The organism is Bradyrhizobium sp. SEMIA (genome assembly GCF_014844175.1).
Classification (GTDB): Bacteria; Pseudomonadota; Alphaproteobacteria; order Rhizobiales; family Xanthobacteraceae; genus Bradyrhizobium; species Bradyrhizobium arachidis.
This window is the reverse complement of the sequence record NZ_CP046601.1, coordinates 5,025,383-5,045,080: the sequence shown is the minus strand read 5'-3', so window position 1 is coordinate 5,045,080 and position 19,698 is coordinate 5,025,383. Positions and strand designations below refer to the sequence as shown.

General features: G+C 64.3%; 14 protein-coding genes and 1 pseudogene. 7 read left to right on the top strand and 8 right to left on the bottom strand.

Features of this window, described 5'->3' with window-relative positions:
* The first annotated feature begins 2 nt into the window (after positions 1 to 2).
* From FOM02_RS24615 to FOM02_RS24605, 3 genes are all read left to right on the top strand, one after another.
* A complete protein-coding gene (locus FOM02_RS24615) occupies positions 3 to 1,142 on the top strand; it encodes a thiolase C-terminal domain-containing protein (RefSeq protein WP_027558649.1) in 1,140 nt (379 codons plus the stop codon).
* A 138-nt stretch (positions 1,143 to 1,280) separates the two neighbouring features.
* On the top strand, positions 1,281 to 2,195 hold the full coding sequence (locus FOM02_RS24610) for an SDR family oxidoreductase (protein ID WP_027558648.1): 915 nt from the start codon (positions 1,281 to 1,283) through the stop codon (positions 2,193 to 2,195).
* A gap of 129 nt (positions 2,196 to 2,324) precedes the next feature.
* A complete protein-coding gene (locus FOM02_RS24605) occupies positions 2,325 to 3,437 on the top strand; it encodes an SMP-30/gluconolactonase/LRE family protein (protein ID WP_027558647.1) in 1,113 nt (370 codons plus the stop codon).
* Positions 3,438 to 3,505: 68 nt separating this feature from the next.
* On the opposite strand, the gene ppc is transcribed toward FOM02_RS24605, so the two are convergent.
* Both ppc and FOM02_RS24595 read right to left on the bottom strand, forming a co-directional pair.
* A complete protein-coding gene (gene ppc / locus FOM02_RS24600) occupies positions 3,506 to 6,295 on the bottom strand; it encodes a phosphoenolpyruvate carboxylase (RefSeq protein ID WP_027558646.1) in 2,790 nt (929 codons plus the stop codon).
* Positions 6,296 to 6,495: 200 nt separating this feature from the next.
* Positions 6,496 to 6,900: a YccF domain-containing protein gene (locus FOM02_RS24595; RefSeq protein WP_027558645.1), complete on the bottom strand. Its 405-nt coding sequence runs from the start codon at positions 6,898 to 6,900 to the stop codon at positions 6,496 to 6,498.
* A gap of 192 nt (positions 6,901 to 7,092) precedes the next feature.
* Between FOM02_RS24595 and glgX the strand changes: the two genes are divergently transcribed.
* Positions 7,093 to 9,210 carry a glycogen debranching protein GlgX gene (gene glgX, locus FOM02_RS24590; RefSeq protein WP_027558644.1) on the top strand — a complete coding sequence of 706 codons (2,118 nt, stop codon included), beginning with the start codon at positions 7,093 to 7,095 and terminating at the stop codon, positions 9,208 to 9,210.
* A gap of 188 nt (positions 9,211 to 9,398) precedes the next feature.
* Here glgX and FOM02_RS24585 read toward each other — a convergent pair.
* A pseudogene (locus FOM02_RS24585) lies at positions 9,399 to 10,942 on the bottom strand (acyl-CoA synthetase).
* 157 nt (positions 10,943 to 11,099) lie between these two features.
* Positions 11,100 to 11,909: a crotonase/enoyl-CoA hydratase family protein gene (locus tag FOM02_RS24580; RefSeq protein ID WP_027558642.1), complete on the bottom strand. Its 810-nt coding sequence runs from the start codon at positions 11,907 to 11,909 to the stop codon at positions 11,100 to 11,102.
* A gap of 105 nt (positions 11,910 to 12,014) precedes the next feature.
* On the opposite strand from FOM02_RS24580, the gene FOM02_RS24575 reads away from it, so the two are divergent.
* Both FOM02_RS24575 and FOM02_RS24570 read left to right on the top strand, forming a co-directional pair.
* On the top strand, positions 12,015 to 12,887 hold the full coding sequence (locus tag FOM02_RS24575; RefSeq protein ID WP_027558641.1) for an SDR family oxidoreductase: 873 nt from the start codon (positions 12,015 to 12,017) through the stop codon (positions 12,885 to 12,887).
* 293 nt (positions 12,888 to 13,180) lie between these two features.
* Entirely contained in the window at positions 13,181 to 14,758 is a 1,578-nt protein-coding gene (locus tag FOM02_RS24570; RefSeq protein ID WP_027558640.1) for a fatty acid--CoA ligase, read from the top strand.
* 270 nt (positions 14,759 to 15,028) lie between these two features.
* Here the strand turns inward: FOM02_RS24570 and FOM02_RS24565 are convergent, their stop codons facing one another.
* On the bottom strand, positions 15,029 to 16,303 hold the full coding sequence (locus FOM02_RS24565) for an acyl-CoA dehydrogenase family protein (RefSeq protein ID WP_027558639.1): 1,275 nt from the start codon (positions 16,301 to 16,303) through the stop codon (positions 15,029 to 15,031).
* A 229-nt stretch (positions 16,304 to 16,532) separates the two neighbouring features.
* On the opposite strand from FOM02_RS24565, the gene FOM02_RS24560 reads away from it, so the two are divergent.
* A complete protein-coding gene (locus tag FOM02_RS24560) occupies positions 16,533 to 17,312 on the top strand; it encodes an enoyl-CoA hydratase-related protein (protein WP_027558638.1) in 780 nt (259 codons plus the stop codon).
* Between the two features lie 217 nt (positions 17,313 to 17,529).
* Here FOM02_RS24560 and FOM02_RS24555 read toward each other — a convergent pair whose 3' ends face one another.
* Genes FOM02_RS24555 through FOM02_RS24545 form a run of 3 tightly spaced genes read right to left on the bottom strand, consistent with a single transcriptional unit; the run spans position 17,530 to position 19,682 of the window.
* On the bottom strand, positions 17,530 to 17,907 hold the full coding sequence (locus tag FOM02_RS24555; protein ID WP_027558637.1) for a DUF6285 domain-containing protein: 378 nt from the start codon (positions 17,905 to 17,907) through the stop codon (positions 17,530 to 17,532).
* A gap of 3 nt (positions 17,908 to 17,910) precedes the next feature.
* Positions 17,911 to 18,897, bottom strand: a complete 987-nt coding sequence (locus FOM02_RS24550) for a phosphotransferase family protein (protein ID WP_027558636.1) — start codon at positions 18,895 to 18,897, stop codon at positions 17,911 to 17,913.
* Positions 18,894 to 19,682 carry an enoyl-CoA hydratase/isomerase gene (locus FOM02_RS24545; RefSeq protein WP_027558635.1) on the bottom strand — a complete coding sequence of 263 codons (789 nt, stop codon included), beginning with the start codon at positions 19,680 to 19,682 and terminating at the stop codon, positions 18,894 to 18,896. The genes FOM02_RS24550 and FOM02_RS24545 overlap by 4 nt, the downstream gene beginning before the upstream one ends.
* Between the last annotated feature and the right edge of the window lie 16 nt (positions 19,683 to 19,698).

The following is a 19,698-nucleotide window of genomic DNA, read 5'->3' as shown; positions in this document are numbered from 1 at the left end:
CCATGCGCAAGAACCAGGTTGCCGTCGTCGGCGCGGCCGAGACCACCGAGCTCGGAATCATCCCCAATATGTCGCAGCTCCAGCTGCACGCGGATGCGGCGCTCAATGCCATCGCCGATGCCGGGCTGAAGCTCTTGGACATCGACGGTTTCGCCACCGCGGTCGAAACGCCGCAGCAGGTCTGCCACTATCTCGGCATCAAGCCGACCTGGGTCGACGGCACCTCGGTCGGCGGCTGCTCGTTCATGCTGCATGTCCGCCACGCGGCCGCAGCGATCGAGGCTGGTCTCTGCAAGACCGTGCTGATCACCCATGCCGAAAGCGGCAAGTCGATGATCGGCAAGCAGCCACGTTCGACGCCCGCGGACAGCCTCAACGGCCAGTTCGAGGCGCCCTATGGCGTCTACGGCCCGCCGAGCATGTTCCCGATCCCCGTGCTGCGCTTCATGAAGACCTACGGCATCACGCACGAACAGCTCGCCTCGGTGGCCGTGGTGCAGCGCGAATGGGCGGCGAAGAACCCGCGCGCGATGATGAAGGACCCGATCACGGTCGCCGATGTCCTCAATTCGCGCATGATCGCCTATCCGTTCCGGCTCCTGCAATGCTGCCTCGTCACCGACGGCGGCGGCGCGCTGATCCTGACTTCGGCCGACCGCGCCAGGGATTTTCCAAGGAAGCCTGTCTACATCATGGGTACCGGCGAGAGCGTGGAAACGCCGATGGTCAGCCAGATGGAGACGTTCAATTCCTCGCGCGCGTTCAAGACCGCGGGGCCGCTGGCCTTCAAGGAGGCCGGTATCGCCCACGGGGATGTCGATCATCTCATGATCTACGACGCGTTCGCGCATCTACCGCTGTTCGGGCTCGGCGACCTCGGCTTCATGCCGTATGAGGAAACCGGCAAATTCATCGCGGACGGCAATACGCGACCCGGCGGGAAGCTGCCGCTCAACACCAATGGCGGCGGCCTCTCCTACATGCATTCGGGCATGTACGGCATGTACGCGCTCCAGGAGAGCGTGCGCCAGATGCGCGGGATCGCACCGGCGCAGGTGGCTGGCGCGAAGATTTCGGTGTGCCACGGCGTCGGCGGCATGTTCGCGGCGAGTGGCACGATCGTGTTTACGAACGAGAGGTAGTGGCTGTCATTCCGGGATGCGCCGTCAGGCGCAGGCCCGGAATCCATAACCACGATCGGGAGTATGGATTCCGGGCTCGCGCCAAGAGGCGCGCCCCGGAATGACGGCGGAAATTGGAACGGCTAGCGGAGAACCCACATGAGCAAATCACTGCAGGACAAGGTCATCATCGTCACCGGCGCAGGCCGTGGCATCGGGCGCGAGATCGCGCTGCTCTGTGCCGCCGAAGGCGCCAAGGTCGTCGTCAACGATCCCGGCGGCGCCGCCGACGGCGCCGGCACCAGCGCCACCCCCGCGGAAGAAGTGGTCGAGGAGATCAAGAAGCGTGGCGGCATCGCAGTCCCCAACTTCGAGTCGGTGGCAGAAGCCGTGCCCGCCAGCAAGATCGTGAAGACCGCGACCGATCATTTCGGCAAGCTCGACGGCGTCGTCAACAATGCCGGCATTTTGCGCGACATGATCTTCCACAAGATGAGCGTGGAAGCGTTCGAGGCCGTCATCAAGGTGCATCTGATGGGCTCGTTCTATGTCAGCCATGCCGCGGCGCGCATCTTCCGCGAGCAGGAGAGCGGCTCCTTCGTGCACTTCACCTCGACCTCGGGCCTGATCGGCAATTTCGGCCAGGCCAATTACGCCGCCGCCAAGCTCGGCATCATCGGGCTGTCGAAGTCGATCGCGCTCGACATGGGCCGCTTCAACGTCCGCTCCAACTGCGTCTCGCCGTTCGCCTGGACCCGCATGATCGGCACCATCCCGACCGAGACCGAAGCCGAGAAGGCGCGCGTCGAGAAGATCAAGCAGATGGGGCCGGAGAAGATCGCGCCGATCTGCGCCTATCTGCTCTCCGATGCCGCCAAGGACGTCACCGGGCAGATCTTTGGCGCGCGCATGAACGAGCTGTTCCTGTTCAGCCAGAACCGCCCGCTGCGCTCGGTGCACCGGAGCGAAGGCTGGACGCCGCAGTCGATCGCGGAACACGGCATGCCGGCGCTGAAGGGCTCGTTCTACAAGCTCGACCGTTCCGCCGACATCTTCCCCTGGGACCCCGTGTAAGGATTTCCGTCTAGCCACATTTTTGGCATCCCTGCGCTGCGATCCCTGGTTGTCTTGTCCAGAGATCGCCCCGTTTTATGCCTGAATGCGGGCGAATGGTGTCCTCCCAACAAACTTTGGGAGGAAACCATGACAAGAATACTGACCAACTCCGACGACACGATTGCAACCGGCGGTCTCGGTCGCCGCACGCTCCTCAAGGGCGCGGCGACCGTCGCCGCAACCACACTGCTCGCCTCGAAGGCCGACGCCCGCGACTTCGGCGCCAATGCCGAGCCGCAGCGCTATCCCGACCCCGACATCCTCGTCATCGACCCCAAACGCTTCAAAGCCAAGGTCGGCAACACCACGATCAAGCGGCTCTACACCGGCTGCCTGTGGGCGGAAGGACCGGCATGGAATGCGCAGGGGCAATATCTCGTCTGGAGCGACATCCCCGCCAACCGGCAACTGCGCTATCTCGACGACGACGGCCACATCTCCGAGCAGTTCCACAAGCCGTCGAACGAGGCCAACGGCAACTCGTTCGACACCGAGGGACGCCAGATCACCGCAGAGCGGACCCGCCTCGTCCGCTACGAGCACGACGGCGCGGTGACGACGCTGGCCGAGCAAGCGAACGGCAAGCCGCTCAACGGCCCGAACGACATGGTGGTGCATCCCAACGACAAGGCGATCTGGTTCACCGATCCCGGCTATGGTGCGATCAGCATCTACGAGGGCAAGCTCGCCAATACCGGCTCGCTCCAGCCGTACCAGAAGGAAGCGGTCTACCGGCTAGACGCACAGACGGGGCAAGTCGCGAAAGTCGCCGACGAGCCGTTCAAGCCGAACGGCATTGCGTTCTCTCACGACTACAAGAAGCTCTATGTCTGCGACACCGGCATCACGCATTATCCGCAAGCGGAGAATGTCGTGTGGTCCTACGACATCGACGGACCCAAGCTGTCGAACCCGAAGAAGCTGATCGACATGAAGCTCGAGGGCAAATCAGGCTTCCCGGACGGATTGCGCGTCGACACCGAAGGCAACATCTGGGTCGGCGCCGGCTGGGTTGGCCCCGGCTATGACGGCGTGCAGGTGTTCTCGGGGGCCGACGGCGCGCGGATCGGACAGATCCTCTTGCCGGAGACCTGCGCCAACCTCTGCTTCGGCGGCAAGAAGCGCAACCGCCTGTTCATGACCGCGAGCCAGTCGCTGTATTCGGTCTATGTGGAGACGCAGGGGGCGCATTTCTGTTGAGTGAGGCGAATGGTGAGTAGCGAATGGCGAGTGGACTCCATTCGCTATTCGCCATTTCGCTATTCGCCCTACCCCGTATTCCTTAGCCCCGCCGAGATGCCGTTGATGGTGAGCTGAATCCCGCGCAGCACCTGCTCGTCCGGGTTCTGCGCGCGGTGCTCCTTCAAAAGCTCGACCTGCACGTGGTTGAGCGGATCGAGATAGGGGAAGCGGTGGCGCACCGAGCGCTCCAGCAACGGATTGCCTTGCAGCAGGCGGTCCTGCCCCATGATGTCGAGCAGCGTCTCGATGCAGGAATGCCATTCACGGCGGATGCGGCCGAAGATCTTTTCGCGCAAGCCCTCGTCCGGCACCAGCTCGGCATAGCGCGAGGCGATCGCGATCGAGCTTTTCGCCAGCACCATGTCCATGTTCGACAGCAGCATGCGGAAGAACGGCCATTCCTTGTAGAGCTCTTTCAGGAACGGCATGCCCTGTTGCGGATGCGCCGCGATCCACTGCTCGACCGCGCTGCCAAAACCGTACCAGCCCGGCAGCATCAGGCGGCATTGCGCCCATGAGAACACCCAGGGGATGGCGCGGAGGTCCTCGATCGCGCGGGTCTTCTTGCGCGAGGCCGGACGGCTGCCGATGTTCAGCGTCGCGATCTCGTTGATGACAGTCGAGGCCCAGAAGTAATCGACAAAGCCCTCGGTCTCGTAGACGAGGCCGCGATAGGCCTTGAACGCAAGGTTGGAAAGTTCGTCCATCGCGGCGAGATATTCGCGGCGCGGCGCGCTCTGGCGCGGCTGCAGCAGGCTCGCATCCAGCGTGGCGGCTGCGAGGATCTCCAGATTGTTGCGGCCGACTTCGGCGTTGGAATATTTCGACGAGATGATCTCGCCCTGCTCGGTGATGCGGATCTGGCCGTTCACCGCGCCGCCGGGCTGCGCGACGATGGCATCATAGCTCGGACCACCGCCGCGGCCGACTGAGCCGCCGCGGCCGTGGAAAAGACGAAGGCGCACGTGATGGCGCTCGAACACCTCGACGAGCCCGATCTCGGCCTTGTAGAGCTCCCAGCCCGAGGTGACGAAGCCGCCATCCTTGTTCGAGTCGGAATAGCCGAGCATGACCTCCTGCACGCTGCCGCGGCTGTCGACCAGGCGCCGGTAGTCGTGCAGCGACAGCATCCGGTCCATGATGCCGGAGGAAGCCTGCAGATCCTCGATGGTCTCGAACAGCGGCACGACGTTGATGGCGCTGCGCCCGGAGGGATGGACGAGCCCCACTTCCTTGAGCAGGACCGCGACCTCGAGCATGTCGGACATGCCCTTGCACATCGAGATAATGCATTGGGGAATCGCGTCCGAGCCGAACTTCGCATGCGCTTCGGCGGCGGCATGGAAGACGTTGAGCTCGCCCATGGTCTCGTCGCTGTATTTGACGAAGGGCGAGACCAGTGCGCGCGTCGAGCGCAGCTCATTGGTGAGCAGCGAGATGCGGGCGTCCTCGCCGAGCGCGAGATAGGACATGCCGGGGTTGGCGGCGTCCATCAGCTCGGCGATGGTGCGCTCGTGCACAGCCGAATTCTGGCGGATGTCGAGCCGCGCCAGATGGAAGCCGAAGCAGTCCACCGCGCGGCGGAGCAGCCGCAGCCGGCCGCGGGCGATGACGCGGGCGTTGTTGGAGATCAGGGAGCGATGCAGCACGTCGAGATCGGCCTGCAATTCCCTGACGCTCTCGTAAGGCTTGCCCTTGCCGACCGGCCGGCGCGTGATCTCGACCTCGAGCTTTTCGGCCGTGGCTGTCAGGCGCGCATAGATGCCGGAGACTGCGAGACGATAGGGCTCGCCGCTCCGGTGCGGCGAGGTGTCCGGCGAGCGCTCCGCGAGCGTACGCAGCTCCTCGGAGACGTCGGCGAGATGCGCCGCGATCGACAGTTCCGAGCCGAGCACGTGCAGCTCGTTCAGATAGAACTGCATCACCCGGCTCGACTGCAGCCGCAGCGTGCCGCGCATCACGTCGGCGGTGACGAAGGGATTGCCGTCGCGGTCGCCGCCGATCCAGCTGCCCATGCGCAGGAACGAGGCGAGCTCGCTCGCGGCCGCCTCGCCGCCCTCCTCCAGCCGGTCTTCCAGCACGTTGACCAGCCGCGGCACCTCGCGCAGGAAGGTGTAATCGTAGAATGACAGGCCGTTGGCGACCTCGTCGAGCACGGTGAGCTTGGTGCGGCGGAGCAGATTGGTCTGCCACAGCGTCAGCACCTCGCGGCGGAGCTGCTCATCGCTGGCGGCGGCCTCGTCCGCGGTCAGCGCGACCCGCTCGCGGCGGTCGAGCAGCGCGGCCACCTCCATCTCGCGGTCCATGGTGCTCTTGCGGCGGACCTCGGTCGGGTGCGCGGTCAGGACCGGGCTGACCAGCGCACTCTTGAAGAAGCTGCGCAAGGTGTCGGAGTTGATGCCCGCGGCCCTGGCATGGGCCAGCGTCTCCGCCAGCACACCGGAGCCGCCGCCCTTGCCGGCGCGCATCTGGCGGATGTTGTTCTGGTCCTCGGCGATATTGGCGAGGTGGGAAAAATAGCTGAAGGCGCGGACGATCCGCACCGTCTCGGAGGTCGACATGCTGTCGAGGATCTGCTCGAGCTCGCGGCGGGCAAGCCGGTCCTCGTCGCGGTGGAACCGGATCGAGGTCTGCCGGATGCGCTCGACCAGGTCGAACACGTCGGCGCCCTCCTGGTCGCGCACGGTGTCGCCAAGAATGCGCCCGAGCAGGCGGATATCGTCGCGCAGCCGCGCGTCCGCCTCCAGCGCCTGAACGTCCTCAGGGCGGTTGGAGCGGTGATCAGGCGCGTCGGATGGTATGGTCTGGAGGGACATTGGCTCGCTCCCCTTAAGTAGAGCTCCCTATGGCTCCCCGGCTGACCGAGTGTGCAAGTTTTTTGCCGCAGCGCAAGACGAAGTTGGGGGCGGCGCACACCTAGAGGGCTAGAGCGCGAAGATAATCGTCCTCGCGCTCTAGGTCGTTGTTTAGGCATGATCTTTTCGGAAAAACGCGTCGCACTTTTCCGGATCATGCCCTAGGCCGGCACGATGACCTTGCCGATCGGCCAGAGCGCGATGCCGGCGAGCTTCAGATGGGCCCATGCGAAGGGGATGCCGATGATGGTGATCGCCAGCACCAGCGCGGTCACGAGGTGGCCGAGCGCCAGCCACCAGCCCGCGAGCACGAACCAGATGATGTTGCCGATCACCCCGAGCGGGCCGGTGCCGATATCGCTCTCGCCGGTGACGTCGTAGCGATTGACCGCGCGCGAGCCGAACGGCAGCAGCGTGTAGACGGCGATGTTGAACGCCGCCCGCGCCCAGGGCAGGCCGATGATGGTGACGGCCATGATGACCGCAGCCACCAGCCAGCCGAACGCCATCCAGGCGCCGCCGATGAGAATCCAGAGAATGTTGAGCAGGATGGAAACGGGGGACATGGCTTTATCCGCGGGTCGATGACCCCGCCTATATAGGTGCGAAAGTCATCGCTGCGAAGACATTGCCTCAAAACGCGTCACCCGCTCTCGCTTCATTGAATTGACGCACGTAGCGCCCAGAATGGCACGCCGCTTGAAACATTCGGCAGGCGATGGCGTTGGCGTCGCGGCCATCGGGGCCTGGGGATTCACATGTCCGATTTCATCATCGAGGAAGGCCTGCCTTATCCGCTGGGTGCGCATTGGAGCGGCAGGGGCACGAATTTTGCGGTGTTCTCCGCCAACGCCACCAAGGTGGAGGTCTGCCTGTTCGACGGCGAGCGAGAAACACATCGCTTCGAGCTGCCGGAATATACCGACCAGGTCTTTCACGGCTACATCGCCGGCATCGGTCCCGGCACCTTCTACGGCTACCGCGTCTACGGGCCCTATCAGCCGGACGGCGGTCATCGCTTCAATCCGAACAAGCTGCTGCTCGACCCCTATGCCCGCGCGCACGCCGGGAGCCTGAACTGGAATCCGGCGGTGTTCGGCTACAAGATGGAGAGCGGCGACGACCTCACCTTCGACGAGCGCGACAGCGCGCCGTTCATGCCGAAATGCGTCGTAGTCGATCCCGATTTCGACTGGCAGGCCGAAGCGGCGCGGCAGAACGTCCATTGGGACGAGACCATCGTCTACGAAACCCATGTCAAAGGCTTCACGAAGAAGCACCCGGGTGTGCCGGAGAACCTTCGCGGCACCTATGCCGGTTTCGCTGCGCCTGAGCTGATCGCCTATCTGACTTCGCTCGGCATAACCTCGATCGAGCTGCTGCCGATCCATTCCTTCGTCAACGACGACAATCTGCTGAAGAAGAACCTCGTCAATTACTGGGGCTACAACACCATCGGCTTCTTCGCGCCCGATCCGCGCTATGCCTCCGATGTGCCGAACAGCCTGCGCGAATTCAAGGAGATGGTGTCGAAGCTGCACGGCGCCGGGCTCGAGGTGATCCTCGACGTCGTCTACAACCACACCGCCGAAGGCAACGAGCTCGGGCCGACGCTGTCCTTCAAGGGCATCGACAATGCGAGCTACTATCGCCTGCTGCCGGACCGTCGGCGCTACTACATCAACGACACCGGCACCGGAAACACCGTCAATCTCTCCCATCCGCGCGTGATCCAGATGGTGATGGATTCCTTGCGCTACTGGGCCGGCCACATGCATATCGACGGCTTCCGCTTCGACCTCGGCACCATTCTCGCCCGCGAGGTCTACGGCTTCGACGAGGAGAGCGGCTTCCTGAAGGCAATGGACCAGGATCCGCTGCTGTCGACCGTCAAGCTGATCGCCGAACCCTGGGATTGCGGACCCGGCGGCTACCAGGTCGGCGGCTTCCCGCCCGGCTGGGCGGAGTGGAACGACAGATTTCGCGACACCGCGCGCGACTATTGGCGCGGCGAGGCGCCGCCCTCCGCGCTCGCAACGCGGCTGCTTGGCTCCGGCGATATCTTCGGCCGCTGGGGCGGCCGCCGCTCCTGGGCCAGCGTCAACTTCATCACGGCGCATGACGGTTTCACGCTGAACGACTGGGCGAGCTACAACGACAAGCACAACGAGGCCAATGGCGAGGGCAACCGCGACGGCAATTCCAACAACCGTTCCTGGAATTGCGGCGTCGAGGGCCCGACCGACGACAAGAACGTCATTGCGCTACGCGAACGGCAGAAGCGCAATATGCTGGCAACCCTGCTGCTGTCGCAGGGCACACCGATGCTGCTCGGCGGCGACGAGTTCGGCCGCACCCAGCGGGGCAACAACAACGCCTATTGCCAGGACAGCGACATCTCCTGGTTCGACTGGAGCATGGGCGAGGATTCGCAGAAGCTGCTCGCCTTCACCAAGCGCGTGATCCAGCTCCGCCGTGACTATCCGATCCTGCGCCGCAGCCGCTTCCTCACCGGCGTGCACGACACCAAGCTCGACATCCGCGACGTGGTCTGGGTCAATGCCAATGGCAGCGAGATGTCGAGCGCGGACTGGCAGACCGGCTGGCTGAAATGCTTTGGCGTCGTGCTCGACGGCCGCGCGCGAAAAACCGCGATCCCGCGCCGCGGTGAGGACGACAGCGTGCTGATCATCCTCAACAGCTATGAGGGCGAAGTCGACTTCAAGCTGCCGCACACTTCGGCCGGCCCGTGCTGGTCATTGCTGCTCGATACCAATGTCGGCGACGGCGGATCCGGGGCACGGTTCGAGTTCGACAGCATCTACAAGGTGCCGGGGCGGTCGTTCCTGCTGTTCGTGGGCGGGGAGCTGGTTTAGGGGCGCCGGGCACGGCCCTCGCTCCTGTCGCCTGCGCCAAATCTTCCGTCCCGCCTTCTCCCAATAGGGATCGCGCAGTCTCGTAGGGTGGGCAAAGGCGCGCTTGCGCCGTGCCCACCATCTGTCTCCGTAAGCGAATTTGGTGGGCACGCTTCGCTTCGCCCACCCTACGGGTTCTCGTTGAATTGTCAGATCTTCCGCCCGGCCTGCTCCCAGTAGGGATCGCGCAGGCGGCGCTTGAAGATTTTTCCGGAGTCTTCGCGCGGCAGCCCGCTGCGGATCTCGATGTGCTTGGGCACTTTGTAATCGGCGAGCGAGGTCTTCAGCCGTGCGCGGACATCGCCGGCATCGAGCGCGACGCCAGCCTGCGGTTCCACCACCGCCATCAATGCCTCGCCGAACTCGGCATCGGGGATGCCGAACACCGCGCAATCATGCACGCCGGGCACGGCATGCAGCACGGATTCGATCTCGGCCGGGTAGATGTTGACGCCGCCCGAGATCACCATGTCGCGCTTGCGGTCGCAGATGAAAACGTAGCCGTCCTCGTCGATATAGCCGACGTCGCCCGAGGTGATGAAGCCGCCGCGATCGATCTCGGCGCGTTTGTCCGGCTTGTTGTGGTAGGTGAAGTCGGCTAGCTCCGCCATGCGGGAATAGATCTCGCCGATCTCGCCGACGCCGCGCTCGCTTCCGTCCTCGCCGATGAAGCGCAGCTCGGCGCCGGGCGAAATCTTGCCGACCGTGCCCGGCTTCCTCAACGCGTCCTCGGAAGTCGCGAAGGTGACGGCGCTCGATTCCGTCGAGCCGTAGAATTCGTAGATCACCGGCCCCCACCATTCGATCATGGCGCGCTTGACGTCGGCCGGGCACGGCGCGGCGGCGTGGATGACATGGCGGAGCGAAGAGACGTCGTATTTCCTGCGCACCTCTTCTGGTAGCTTCATCAGGCGGATGAACATGGTCGGCACCGTGAAGATGGTGTCGATCTTGTATCTCTCGATCAACGCGAGAAACTCCTCCGCCTCGAAACGCGGCATCAGCACCAGCGCGCCGCCGAGCTTGCCGGCGCGGACGCGAACGAGTTCGGCGCGGAATGATAGAGCGGCCCCGGCAGGATCGCGCGGGCGCCGAGCTTCAGCCCATAGATCATCGCGCGCATGCGCTCGCCGGCGGCCTGCTGATCCGGCGTCGGCGCGTTGCGCCGCACGCCCTTGGGATGGCCTGTCGTGCCTGACGTGTAGATCATGTTCATCGGCTGCGGCACGACCGGACCCTCATAGGGCTGGAATTGCGCGAGCCAGGGTTCGAAATCGATGGCGAAGTCCGGCGTCTTGAGGTGATCGGGATCGATCTTGTAGTTGGACAGGATCTCCGGCGGCGTCGGCACGCTGAGCACGGTGACGGCTTTCGGAACCGCATCGCGCAAGGCGTGCAGCATGTCGGCATGCCCGATCAGCACGGAGGTGCCGGTGTCATCAAGGATGTAGTTGATCTCCTCCGGCTTGAAGTGCCAGTTGATCGGCACGCCGTAGGCACCCAGCCGCATCGCGGCGTAGGCGGCTTCCAGGAAGGCGATGTCATTGCGCATCAGCATGCAGACGCAATCGCCCTGTCGGACGCCGATTTTGGCAAGGCCGGAGGCGATGCGGTCGGCGCGATTGGCGACTTCGGCGTGGCTGCGACGACGCTCGCCGGAGACGATGCCGAGGAATGGGGACGTTTCGCTCATTATTGTTTTCCGATCTTTCGTCGGGTTAGAACAGTAGCCACAACCACGCTCGTCATTCCGGGATGCGCCGAAGGCGCAGGCCCGGAATCCATAACCACGAGGCCGGGTTATCGGATTCCGGGCTCGCCGCTCACGCGGCGCCCGGAATGACGGGAGACTAATCCGCATACTTCGCCGCGCGCTTCTCCAGATTCGACCGCACCGCCTCGGTCTGGTTCGCGCTGCCGATCAGCTTCTGCTGCTCGACGGACTCGGCGAGCAGCGCAGGACCCGGATCGACCGAGAGGTTGTTGAACAGGCGCTTCGCCGCGCGGATCGCATCAGGGCTCTTGCCGGCGATCTCGCGCGCGACTTCGAACGCGGCAGCGCGCGGATCGTCGCAGATGCGCGTCGCGAGACCGTAAGCCATCGCCTCCTGCGCGGAGAAGATGCGACCGGTGAAGGTGAGATCTCGCAGGATATCATCGCGCACCAGCGAAGCGAGGATCGGCGTGCCCGCCATATCGGGGACGAGGCCCCATTTGATTTCCATGATCGACATGCGCGCATCTGCGCTGAGGAAGCGCATATCTGCACCGAGCGAAAGCTGGAAGCCGCCGCCGAAGGCAACGCCATGCACGGCCGCGATCACCGGAACCGGAAGCTGGCGCCATCCCCACACCGCCTGCTGCGGAAAGTTCGCCTGGCCATGAGTCCGCTTGGTGAGATCGCGATTTTCGCCACCCGGAATTCCGTTGCCGCCCTTCTCCTTCATGGCGGCAAAACGCCCCATGTCGAGACCGGCGCAGAAGGCGCGGCCTTCACCCGACAGCACGACGACGCGCAGGCCTTTTTCCTTCGAAAGCCGCTCGGTTGCCGCGACAAGGGCCTCGAACATGGCCTGATCCAGCGCATTCATCTTGTCCGCGCGCACCAGCCGCACGTCGGCGACGCCTTCCGAGATCGAAATCGAGACGCGCTCTTCCATGGACGAATTCTCCCCTGTTCTTGTTCAGTGCCGCTTTACAGGAAGCTGGCGGCCGGATTTAGTCAATCGACCAATTAACTGACAATCCGTACGGGAGAAACAGCCATGTTCAAGGAAAATCTTCTGGCCGGGCGGCGCATTCTCGTGACCGGCGGCGGCACCGGGCTCGGCAAGTCGATGGCGGCGCGCTTCCTCCAGCTCGGCGCCGAGGTGCATATCTGCGGCCGGCGCAAGATCGTGTGCGACGAGACCGCGACCGAGCTGATGGCCGAGTATGGCGGCCGCGTCACCAGCCACGGCGTCGACATCCGCAACGCGCTCGCGGTCGAGGAGATGATCGAGAACATCTTCCGCGACGGACCGCTGACCGATCTCATCAACAACGCCGCCGGCAATTTCATCTCGCGCAGCGAGGAGCTGTCGCCGCGCGGTTTCGATGCGGTCGCCAACATCGTCATGCACGGTACGTTCTACGTCACGCATGCGGTCGGCAAGCGCTGGATCGCCTTGAAGCAGCCCGGCAATGTCGTGTCGATCACGGTGACCTGGGTGCGCAACGGCTCGCCCTACGTGGTGCCGTCGGCGATGAGCAAGTCGGCAATCCATGCCATGACGATGTCGCTCGCCACCGAATGGGGCCGCTACGGCATCCGCCTCAACACCATTGCGCCGGGCGAAATCCCGACCGAGGGCATGAGCAAGCGCATCAAGCCCGGCGATGAGGCCGGTGCACGGACCAAGGCGATGAACCCGATGGGCCGCGTCGGCACCATGGAGGAATTGCAGAACCTCGCGGTGTTCCTGATCTCCGGCGGCTGCGACTGGATCACCGGCGAGACCATCGCCATGGACGGCGCGCAGGCGCTCGCGATGGGCGGCAATTTCTACCAGCTGCGCGACTGGAGCGACGACGACTGGAAAGCCGCGCGCGAGAGCATCATGGCGCAGAACGAGAAGGACCGGGCGAAGCGGGGGTAGATGTGCGAAAGCTTGTAAGTGGCTGACACTTTCGCCCCACCCGCAATTGTCGTCCCTGCGAAAGCAGGGACCCATAACCACAGGGAAGAGTTGTAGTGCGAGACAGGCAACTGCGAGTCTTCGCAAAACCACTCCCTGTGGTTATCGCGACGAGCGCAAGCGCTCGCGCGGAGGTCCCGGATCGGCGCGCGCTAAGGCGCGCTTGTCCGGGACGACAGTGCGGCCCATCTTGTCTTCGCCCGCGGATGACGCCACACTCGGCGGCATAAAAAACAAAACGCCACGGGAGAAACATGTCCACACAGCCATTGGCGAACCTCGCCGACATGGTGCGCGAGCGCGCGACGAGCCGCGGCGATGCCATCGCCTATGAGTTCGAAGGCCGTATCACCAGCTTTGCCGAGTTCGACATCAAGACCAACAAGGTCGCCAACGCGCTTCTCGCGATGGGCGTGAAGAAGGGTGACCGCATCGCCTATCTCGGCAAGAACAGCGATCTCTATTTCGAGCTTCTAATGGGCGCGATGAAGGCGGGCGTCGTGATGGCGCCGGTGAACTGGCGGCTCGCCGGGCCCGAGGTCGCCTTCATCGTCGCCGATTGCAAGGCGCCGGTGCTGTTCGTAGGACCCGAGTTCATCACACTGGTCTCGCAGATCAGGGACCAGATACCAGGCGTGCGCACGGTCATCACGACCGAAGGCGGCTCGCCGGAATGGCAGGATTTTACAGCCTGGCGGGATGCGCAGAGCGGCACCGATCGGAAGGTGCCGATCGACACCAAGGACATCGCGATCCAGCTCTACACCTCGGGCACCACGGGCAAGCCGAAGGGCGCGATGCTGAGCCACGCGAACTTCCTCAACCTCGTGCAAACTGGCAATGCCGAGGACAAGCCGGAGTGGAACCGGTGGTCGACCGACGATGTCTCGCTGGTCGCGATGCCTATCTTCCATATCGGCGGGTCGGGCTGGGGCGTGATGGGCCTCTATCACGGCGCGCGCGGCGTCATCGCGCGCGAGTTCGATCCGACCAAGGTGCTGGATTTCTTCGAGCAGTCCGGCATCACAAAGCTGTTCATGGTGCCCGCGGCGATGCAGTTCGTGGTGCGGCAGCCGCGCGCGAGGATGGTCGATTTCTCCAGGCTGAAATACATGCTGTACGGCGCCTCCCCGATTCCGGCGGCGCTGCTGAAGGAATGCATCGAGGTCTTCAAATGCGGCTTCGTGCAGATGTACGGCATGACGGAGACCACCGGCACCATCGTCGCGCTGCCGCCGGAGGATCACGTCGAGGGGCTTGAGCGGATGCGCTCGGCCGGCAAGGCGCTGCCGGGCATCGAGATCGCGATACTTGATGCGAACGGCAGGCCACTGCCGCCGCGTGAGGTCGGCGAGATCGCGACGCGCTCGGGCTCTAACATGGCCGGCTACTGGAATCTGCCGGAGGCGACCGCCGCGACGCTGCGAGGCGACGGCTGGCTGCGCACGGGTGATGCCGGCTACCTGGACGAGGACGGCTACCTCTACATCCACGACCGCATCAAGGACATGATCATCTCCGGCGGCGAGAACATCTACCCCGCCGAGGTCGAGAGCGCGCTGTGCGATCACCCTGATGTCGCGGAAGCTGCCGTGATCGGCGTGCCCGACGATAAATGGGGCGAGGCAGTGAAAGCCGTCGTGGTGATGAAGCCGGGCAAGCAGGCGAGCGCCACCGACATCATCAACTTCACCCGCGAGCGCATCGCCGGCTACAAGACGCCGAAGAGCGTGGAGTTCTTGCCGGCCCTGCCGCGCAATCCGTCAGGCAAGATTTTGCGCAGACAGTTGCGCGAGCCGTATTGGGCGGGGAAGGATCGACGGGTGAATTGATCCCCGCTGTCGTCCCGGGGCGCGCGCAGCGCGAACCCGGGACCCATAACCACAGGATCGGGTTTTGCGAAGACTCGGAGTTACCATCTCGCCTCAAACTTCTCGCTGGGGTTATGGGTCGCCGCGTTCGCGGGGACGACTCGGGAGAGATATGTGCGCAATCCCGTAGGGTGGGCAAAGGCGCAACGCGCCGTGCCCACCATCTCGTTCCGTATTCGAGGGATCGTGGGCACACTTCGCTTTGCCCACCCTACGGCACCGGTGCAAGTCTCAGTGCTTGTTCGGCCCCATATAGCCGAACAAGAACCCCGCCACTTTCCGCATCTGGATCTCCTCGCTGCCTTCGGTGATCCGGTAACGACGGTGGTGGCGGTAGATGTGCTCGAACGGCTTGTGGCGTGAATAGCCCATGCCGCCATGGACCTGCATGGCGCGGTCGGCGGATTCGCAGCAGAGGCGGTTTGCCCAGTAGTTGCACATCGAGACGCGGTCGGAGAGCGTGCGCTCGACTTGCTCCTCGGTGAGCTGGTCCATCTCCCAGGCGGTCTTGCGGATCAAGAGGCGCAGCATCTCGGCTTGCGTGGCGAGCTCGACCAGCGGAAACTGGATCGCCTGGTTCTCGGCGAGCGCCCGGCCGAACGGCTTTCGCTCGCGCGCGTATTTGACGCTCTCGTTGATGCAGTAGACGGCGGCACCGAGCGAGCTCGCCGCCTGGCGGATGCGGTTCTGGTGGACAAAACATTGCGCCAGCGACAGGCCGCGGCCAACCTCGCCGAACTGCGCATCCTCCGGCACGAACACGTCGGTGAAACTGACGCGCGGATGGTCGGTCGGCATATTGAAGGTCCACATGTACTCTTCGACCTTCACGCCGGGGCTCTTGGCCGGCATGAGAAAGCAGGTGATGCCGCGGGCATCGCCGTCATTGCCCGACGTGCGTGCAAACAGCGCGCAATGCGTGGCGACGTGCATGCCTGTGGTCCACATCTTCTCGCCGTTGATGATCCAGCCCTTGACGTTGTCGCGGGTCGCCGGCACCGCGCGTGTCTCCATGTGGGTGGCATCCGAGCCGTGATGCGGCTCGGTCAGGCCAAAGGTGATGCGGTACTTGCCCTTGATCGACCCGTCGATCATCGCCTTCTGATCGTCGCGACCGTAGCGGTCGAGCATGGTGACGACGGGGAAGTTGCCGACGATGGAGTGCTCGTTCTGGAGATCGTTGTGCAGGCCGAGGCCCTTGGCGGCAAAATGCTCGCGGATCACGGCCATCCAGAGGTTGGAGCCGTCCTTGCCGCCATATTGCTTCGGCACCGGAAAACGCAGATGGCCGGCGGCGTCGGCGAGATCCTTGGCCTTGCGCAGCAACGCTTCCCATTCATGGCGCGGCAGACCGCCATTCTCGAAATCGGTGCGCGCCCATTCGCGGCGATGATCGAAGAAGCGGATGTTGTCGTCGGCCTCCTCCAGCGGCTTGATCTCACGTTCGATGAAACGGTCGAGCTCTCCGAGATAGGCGACGAGATCGGCAGGCAATGAGAAATCCACAGGTTCTCTCCCGGATTGATTTTATCGTTTTGTGTTAAGGCGCTAGGCGCGATCTTGCTTCGCACGATTAAGGTGAGAAGAGCGGGCTCAAGTCAAGCAAGCAGAAATCAAGCAAGGCGAGACGTGCCAGATGCGCAAGGCGTGCCCGCGCAATTCGATGGTGCTCTGGCGCCAACGCGCGGTAGTATGACGCCAATATTCATTTCAGAAGAAAATGCGGGAGCGCGCGATGGAGCTGAAATTTTCGAAAGTGGAACGCAAGGGGCCGATCACGATCATCACGCTGTCGCGGCCGGAGGTCTACAATGCGCTGCATACCGATGCGCATTTCGAGCTGCAGAAGGTCTTCGACGATTTCTCCGCCGATCCCGATCAGTGGGTCGCGATCGTCACAGGCGCCGGTGACAAGGCGTTCTGCGCCGGCAACGATCTGAAGTGGCAGGCGGCCGGCGGAAAGCGCGGCTGGGACAAGGGCGGCTTCGCCGGCCTCACCTCGCGGTTCGATTGCGACAAGCCGATCATCGCGGCGGTCAACGGCGTCGCCATGGGCGGCGGCTTCGAGATCGCGCTCGCCTGCGACCTCATCATCGCCGCGGAGAATGCGACCTTCGCCCTGCCCGAGCCGCGCGTCGGCCTTGCCGCGCTCGCCGGCGGCCTGCACCGGCTGCCGCGCCAGATCGGCCTGAAGCGCGCCATGGGCATGATCCTCACCGCCCGCCATGTCAGCGCCAAGGAAGGCCATGAGCTCGGCTTCGTCAACGAGGTGGTGCCGCAGGGCGAAGCACTCACCGCCGCGCTGCGCTGGGCGGAGATGATCACCAAGAATTCGCCGATGTCGATCCGCGCCTCGAAGCAGGCCATCCAGCGCGGGCTCGGCGTGTCGCTGGAACAGGCGATCGCGGAGCAGCGCGACTATCCGGCCGTGCAGGCGATGGCGGCCTCGCAGGATTACATCGAGGGCCCGAAGGCGTTCTCGGAGAAGCGGCCGCCGAAATGGATGGGGAAGTGACCGCGCTTTTGCGCGGTCATTCCGGGGCGCGCCCACTTGGCGCGAACCCAGGATCGATCGAGCGTCAGTGAAAATGGATGAATGGATTCCGGGCTCGTCGCTACGCGACGCCCCGGAATGACGGAGGATAGAGTGCGTAGGATGGGTAGAACGCAGCGAAACCCATCGATGACAGCGCAAGGTGCGAGATGATGGGTTTCGCTGCGTTCTACCCATCCTACGGATTGCGGCCAAGCTCCCGCTTGTAGGACGCGTAATTCGGCTGATCGACGGCGAGCTTGTCCATCGTGGTCGCCCACAGGTGCTCGGCTAGCCCCGGCGTGGCGAGATCGACCTCGCCCTTTGCAATACGCTCGGCGAGTACGCGGTTGAGCTCCGTGACGGAGCCATCCATGCCGAGCAGCGCGCGCAGCCGCTCCGCCTCCGCAGCATCGCTCCCCTCTTCCCGCGTCAGTTGCCGCGTGACGAGATCGAGGATGTTGATGGCGACGCGCAGCTTGAAGGCCTGGTGGCCGGAGATCAGCGGCGTGATGTCGCTCCGGAGGAAATCGGCGACCGCCTTGGTCAGCTCGATCGGCGTCGGTTCATCCTGCATCTCTCAGCTCCCGCGCGGCGCCAGCAGCCGCAACAGATCGATCTCGGTCTCGGAGGCGCGGCGGCCGATCATGGCGCGCTCCATGGAATGGTCCGGCCCCTCGCGGAACCGTTGCATCATGCCGCCGCACATGATGCCCCAGCGCAGCGTCCCCATCACTTCCCAGAATTTGACGCGCGCCGCATCGACCTTGCGGCCGGCGGCCTCATAGCCCGCGAACAGCTCCTCGCGCGAACCAAAGCCGCCGACGGGCTTGTCGATCTCACCGAACCGCCAGGAATTGACGCAGACCCAGCCGAGATCCTCCATGGGATCGCCGAGATGGGCGAGCTCCCAGTCCAGCACCGCGCGGACACCATCAGATCCGATGATGAGATTGCCGTTGCGGAAATCGCCATGCACCAGCGTGGTCTCGACTGACGGCCCAGGATCGTGGTCGCGCAGCCAGCGCAGCGCCAGCTCGAATACGGGCTTTGGCCAGTTCAGACTGCGATAGTCGCGCTCGAACTCGGAGATCTCCTGGGTCGCGCCGCGGCTGCGCAGCTCAGGCAATTTATCCTGCGGCAACCGATGGAGGCCGGCGAGCACGCCGCCGATCTGCCGCGCGAGCAGCGGCCGCGCCGCTGCGAACTCATCATCGCGAAGGATCTTGCGCGCGATGGTCTCGCCCTCGACGCGCTGCATGATGAAGCCGGTGCCGAGGTCTTCGTCCGGCGTCAGCACATGCATCACGCGCGGCGACGGCACGCCGGCCTCGTAAGCGAGCTGCATCAACTGCGCCTCAGCCGCGAGACCCGCCGCACGCGTGGGAGCCGCGCCATAACCTTTCGGCGAGCGGCGCAGGATCGCACCGATCGGCCCGTCAGGATGCGTGATGTCGAAGCGCCAGGTCTCCTGACTGGCGCCGCCCGACAGTTTTGCCGCGCCGGTGACGCCGGTCGCGCCCTTACACCAGCGCGCGACGCTGCGCGAAAGCTCCGCCTCGATCATTTGCCTTTGAACTGCGCGGGGCGCTTCTCCAGGAACGCGCCGACGCCCTCACGGAAATCCTGGGTGTCGCCGGCACGCAGCTGGCACTGGAATTCGAGATTGAGCTGGTCCTCGAAGGAATTTTCCGGGCTGTCCCAGTAGAGCTTGCGGATCAGCGACAGCGCCACTGTCGGCCCGCTGGCGAGATCGCGCGCGAGCTTCATCGCCTCCTCCATCAGCACGCCGTCGTCATAAACGCGATTGACGAGGCCCCATTCCAGCGCCTTCTCGGCCGGCAGCCGCTCGCCCATCAGCGACAATTCGATCGAGCGCGCCCGGCCGACGAGGCGCGGCAGCAGCCAGGTCGAGCCGCAATCCGGCACCAGGCCGATGCGGCGGAACGCTTGCAGGAAATACGACGAGCGCGCGCAAAGGATCATGTCGCCGAGCAGAGCGAAGCTCATGCCGGCGCCCGCCGCCGGCCCGTTGACCGCGGTGACGATCGGACAGTGCAGATTGCGGATGCGGCGGAGGAAGGGATGAAAGCCGGTCTCCAGCGTCAGGCCGGCCTTGGTCTTCTTCGACTGGTTGTTGCGCCCTTGCAGATTAGCACCCGTGCAGAACGCCCGCCCCGCGCCGGTTAGCACGACGCAGCGCACATCGTCCTTCTTCTCCTCGATCGCGTCGAGCGCCTCGGCAAGGCCGCCCAGCATGTCCACGGAGACCGCGTTCATCACCTCCTGATGGTCGAGCCGGAGGATCGCAACCGAGCCATCGAAATCGAGCGTGACGTGTTTGAACTGCATGGTTTCCTCGTCAGTT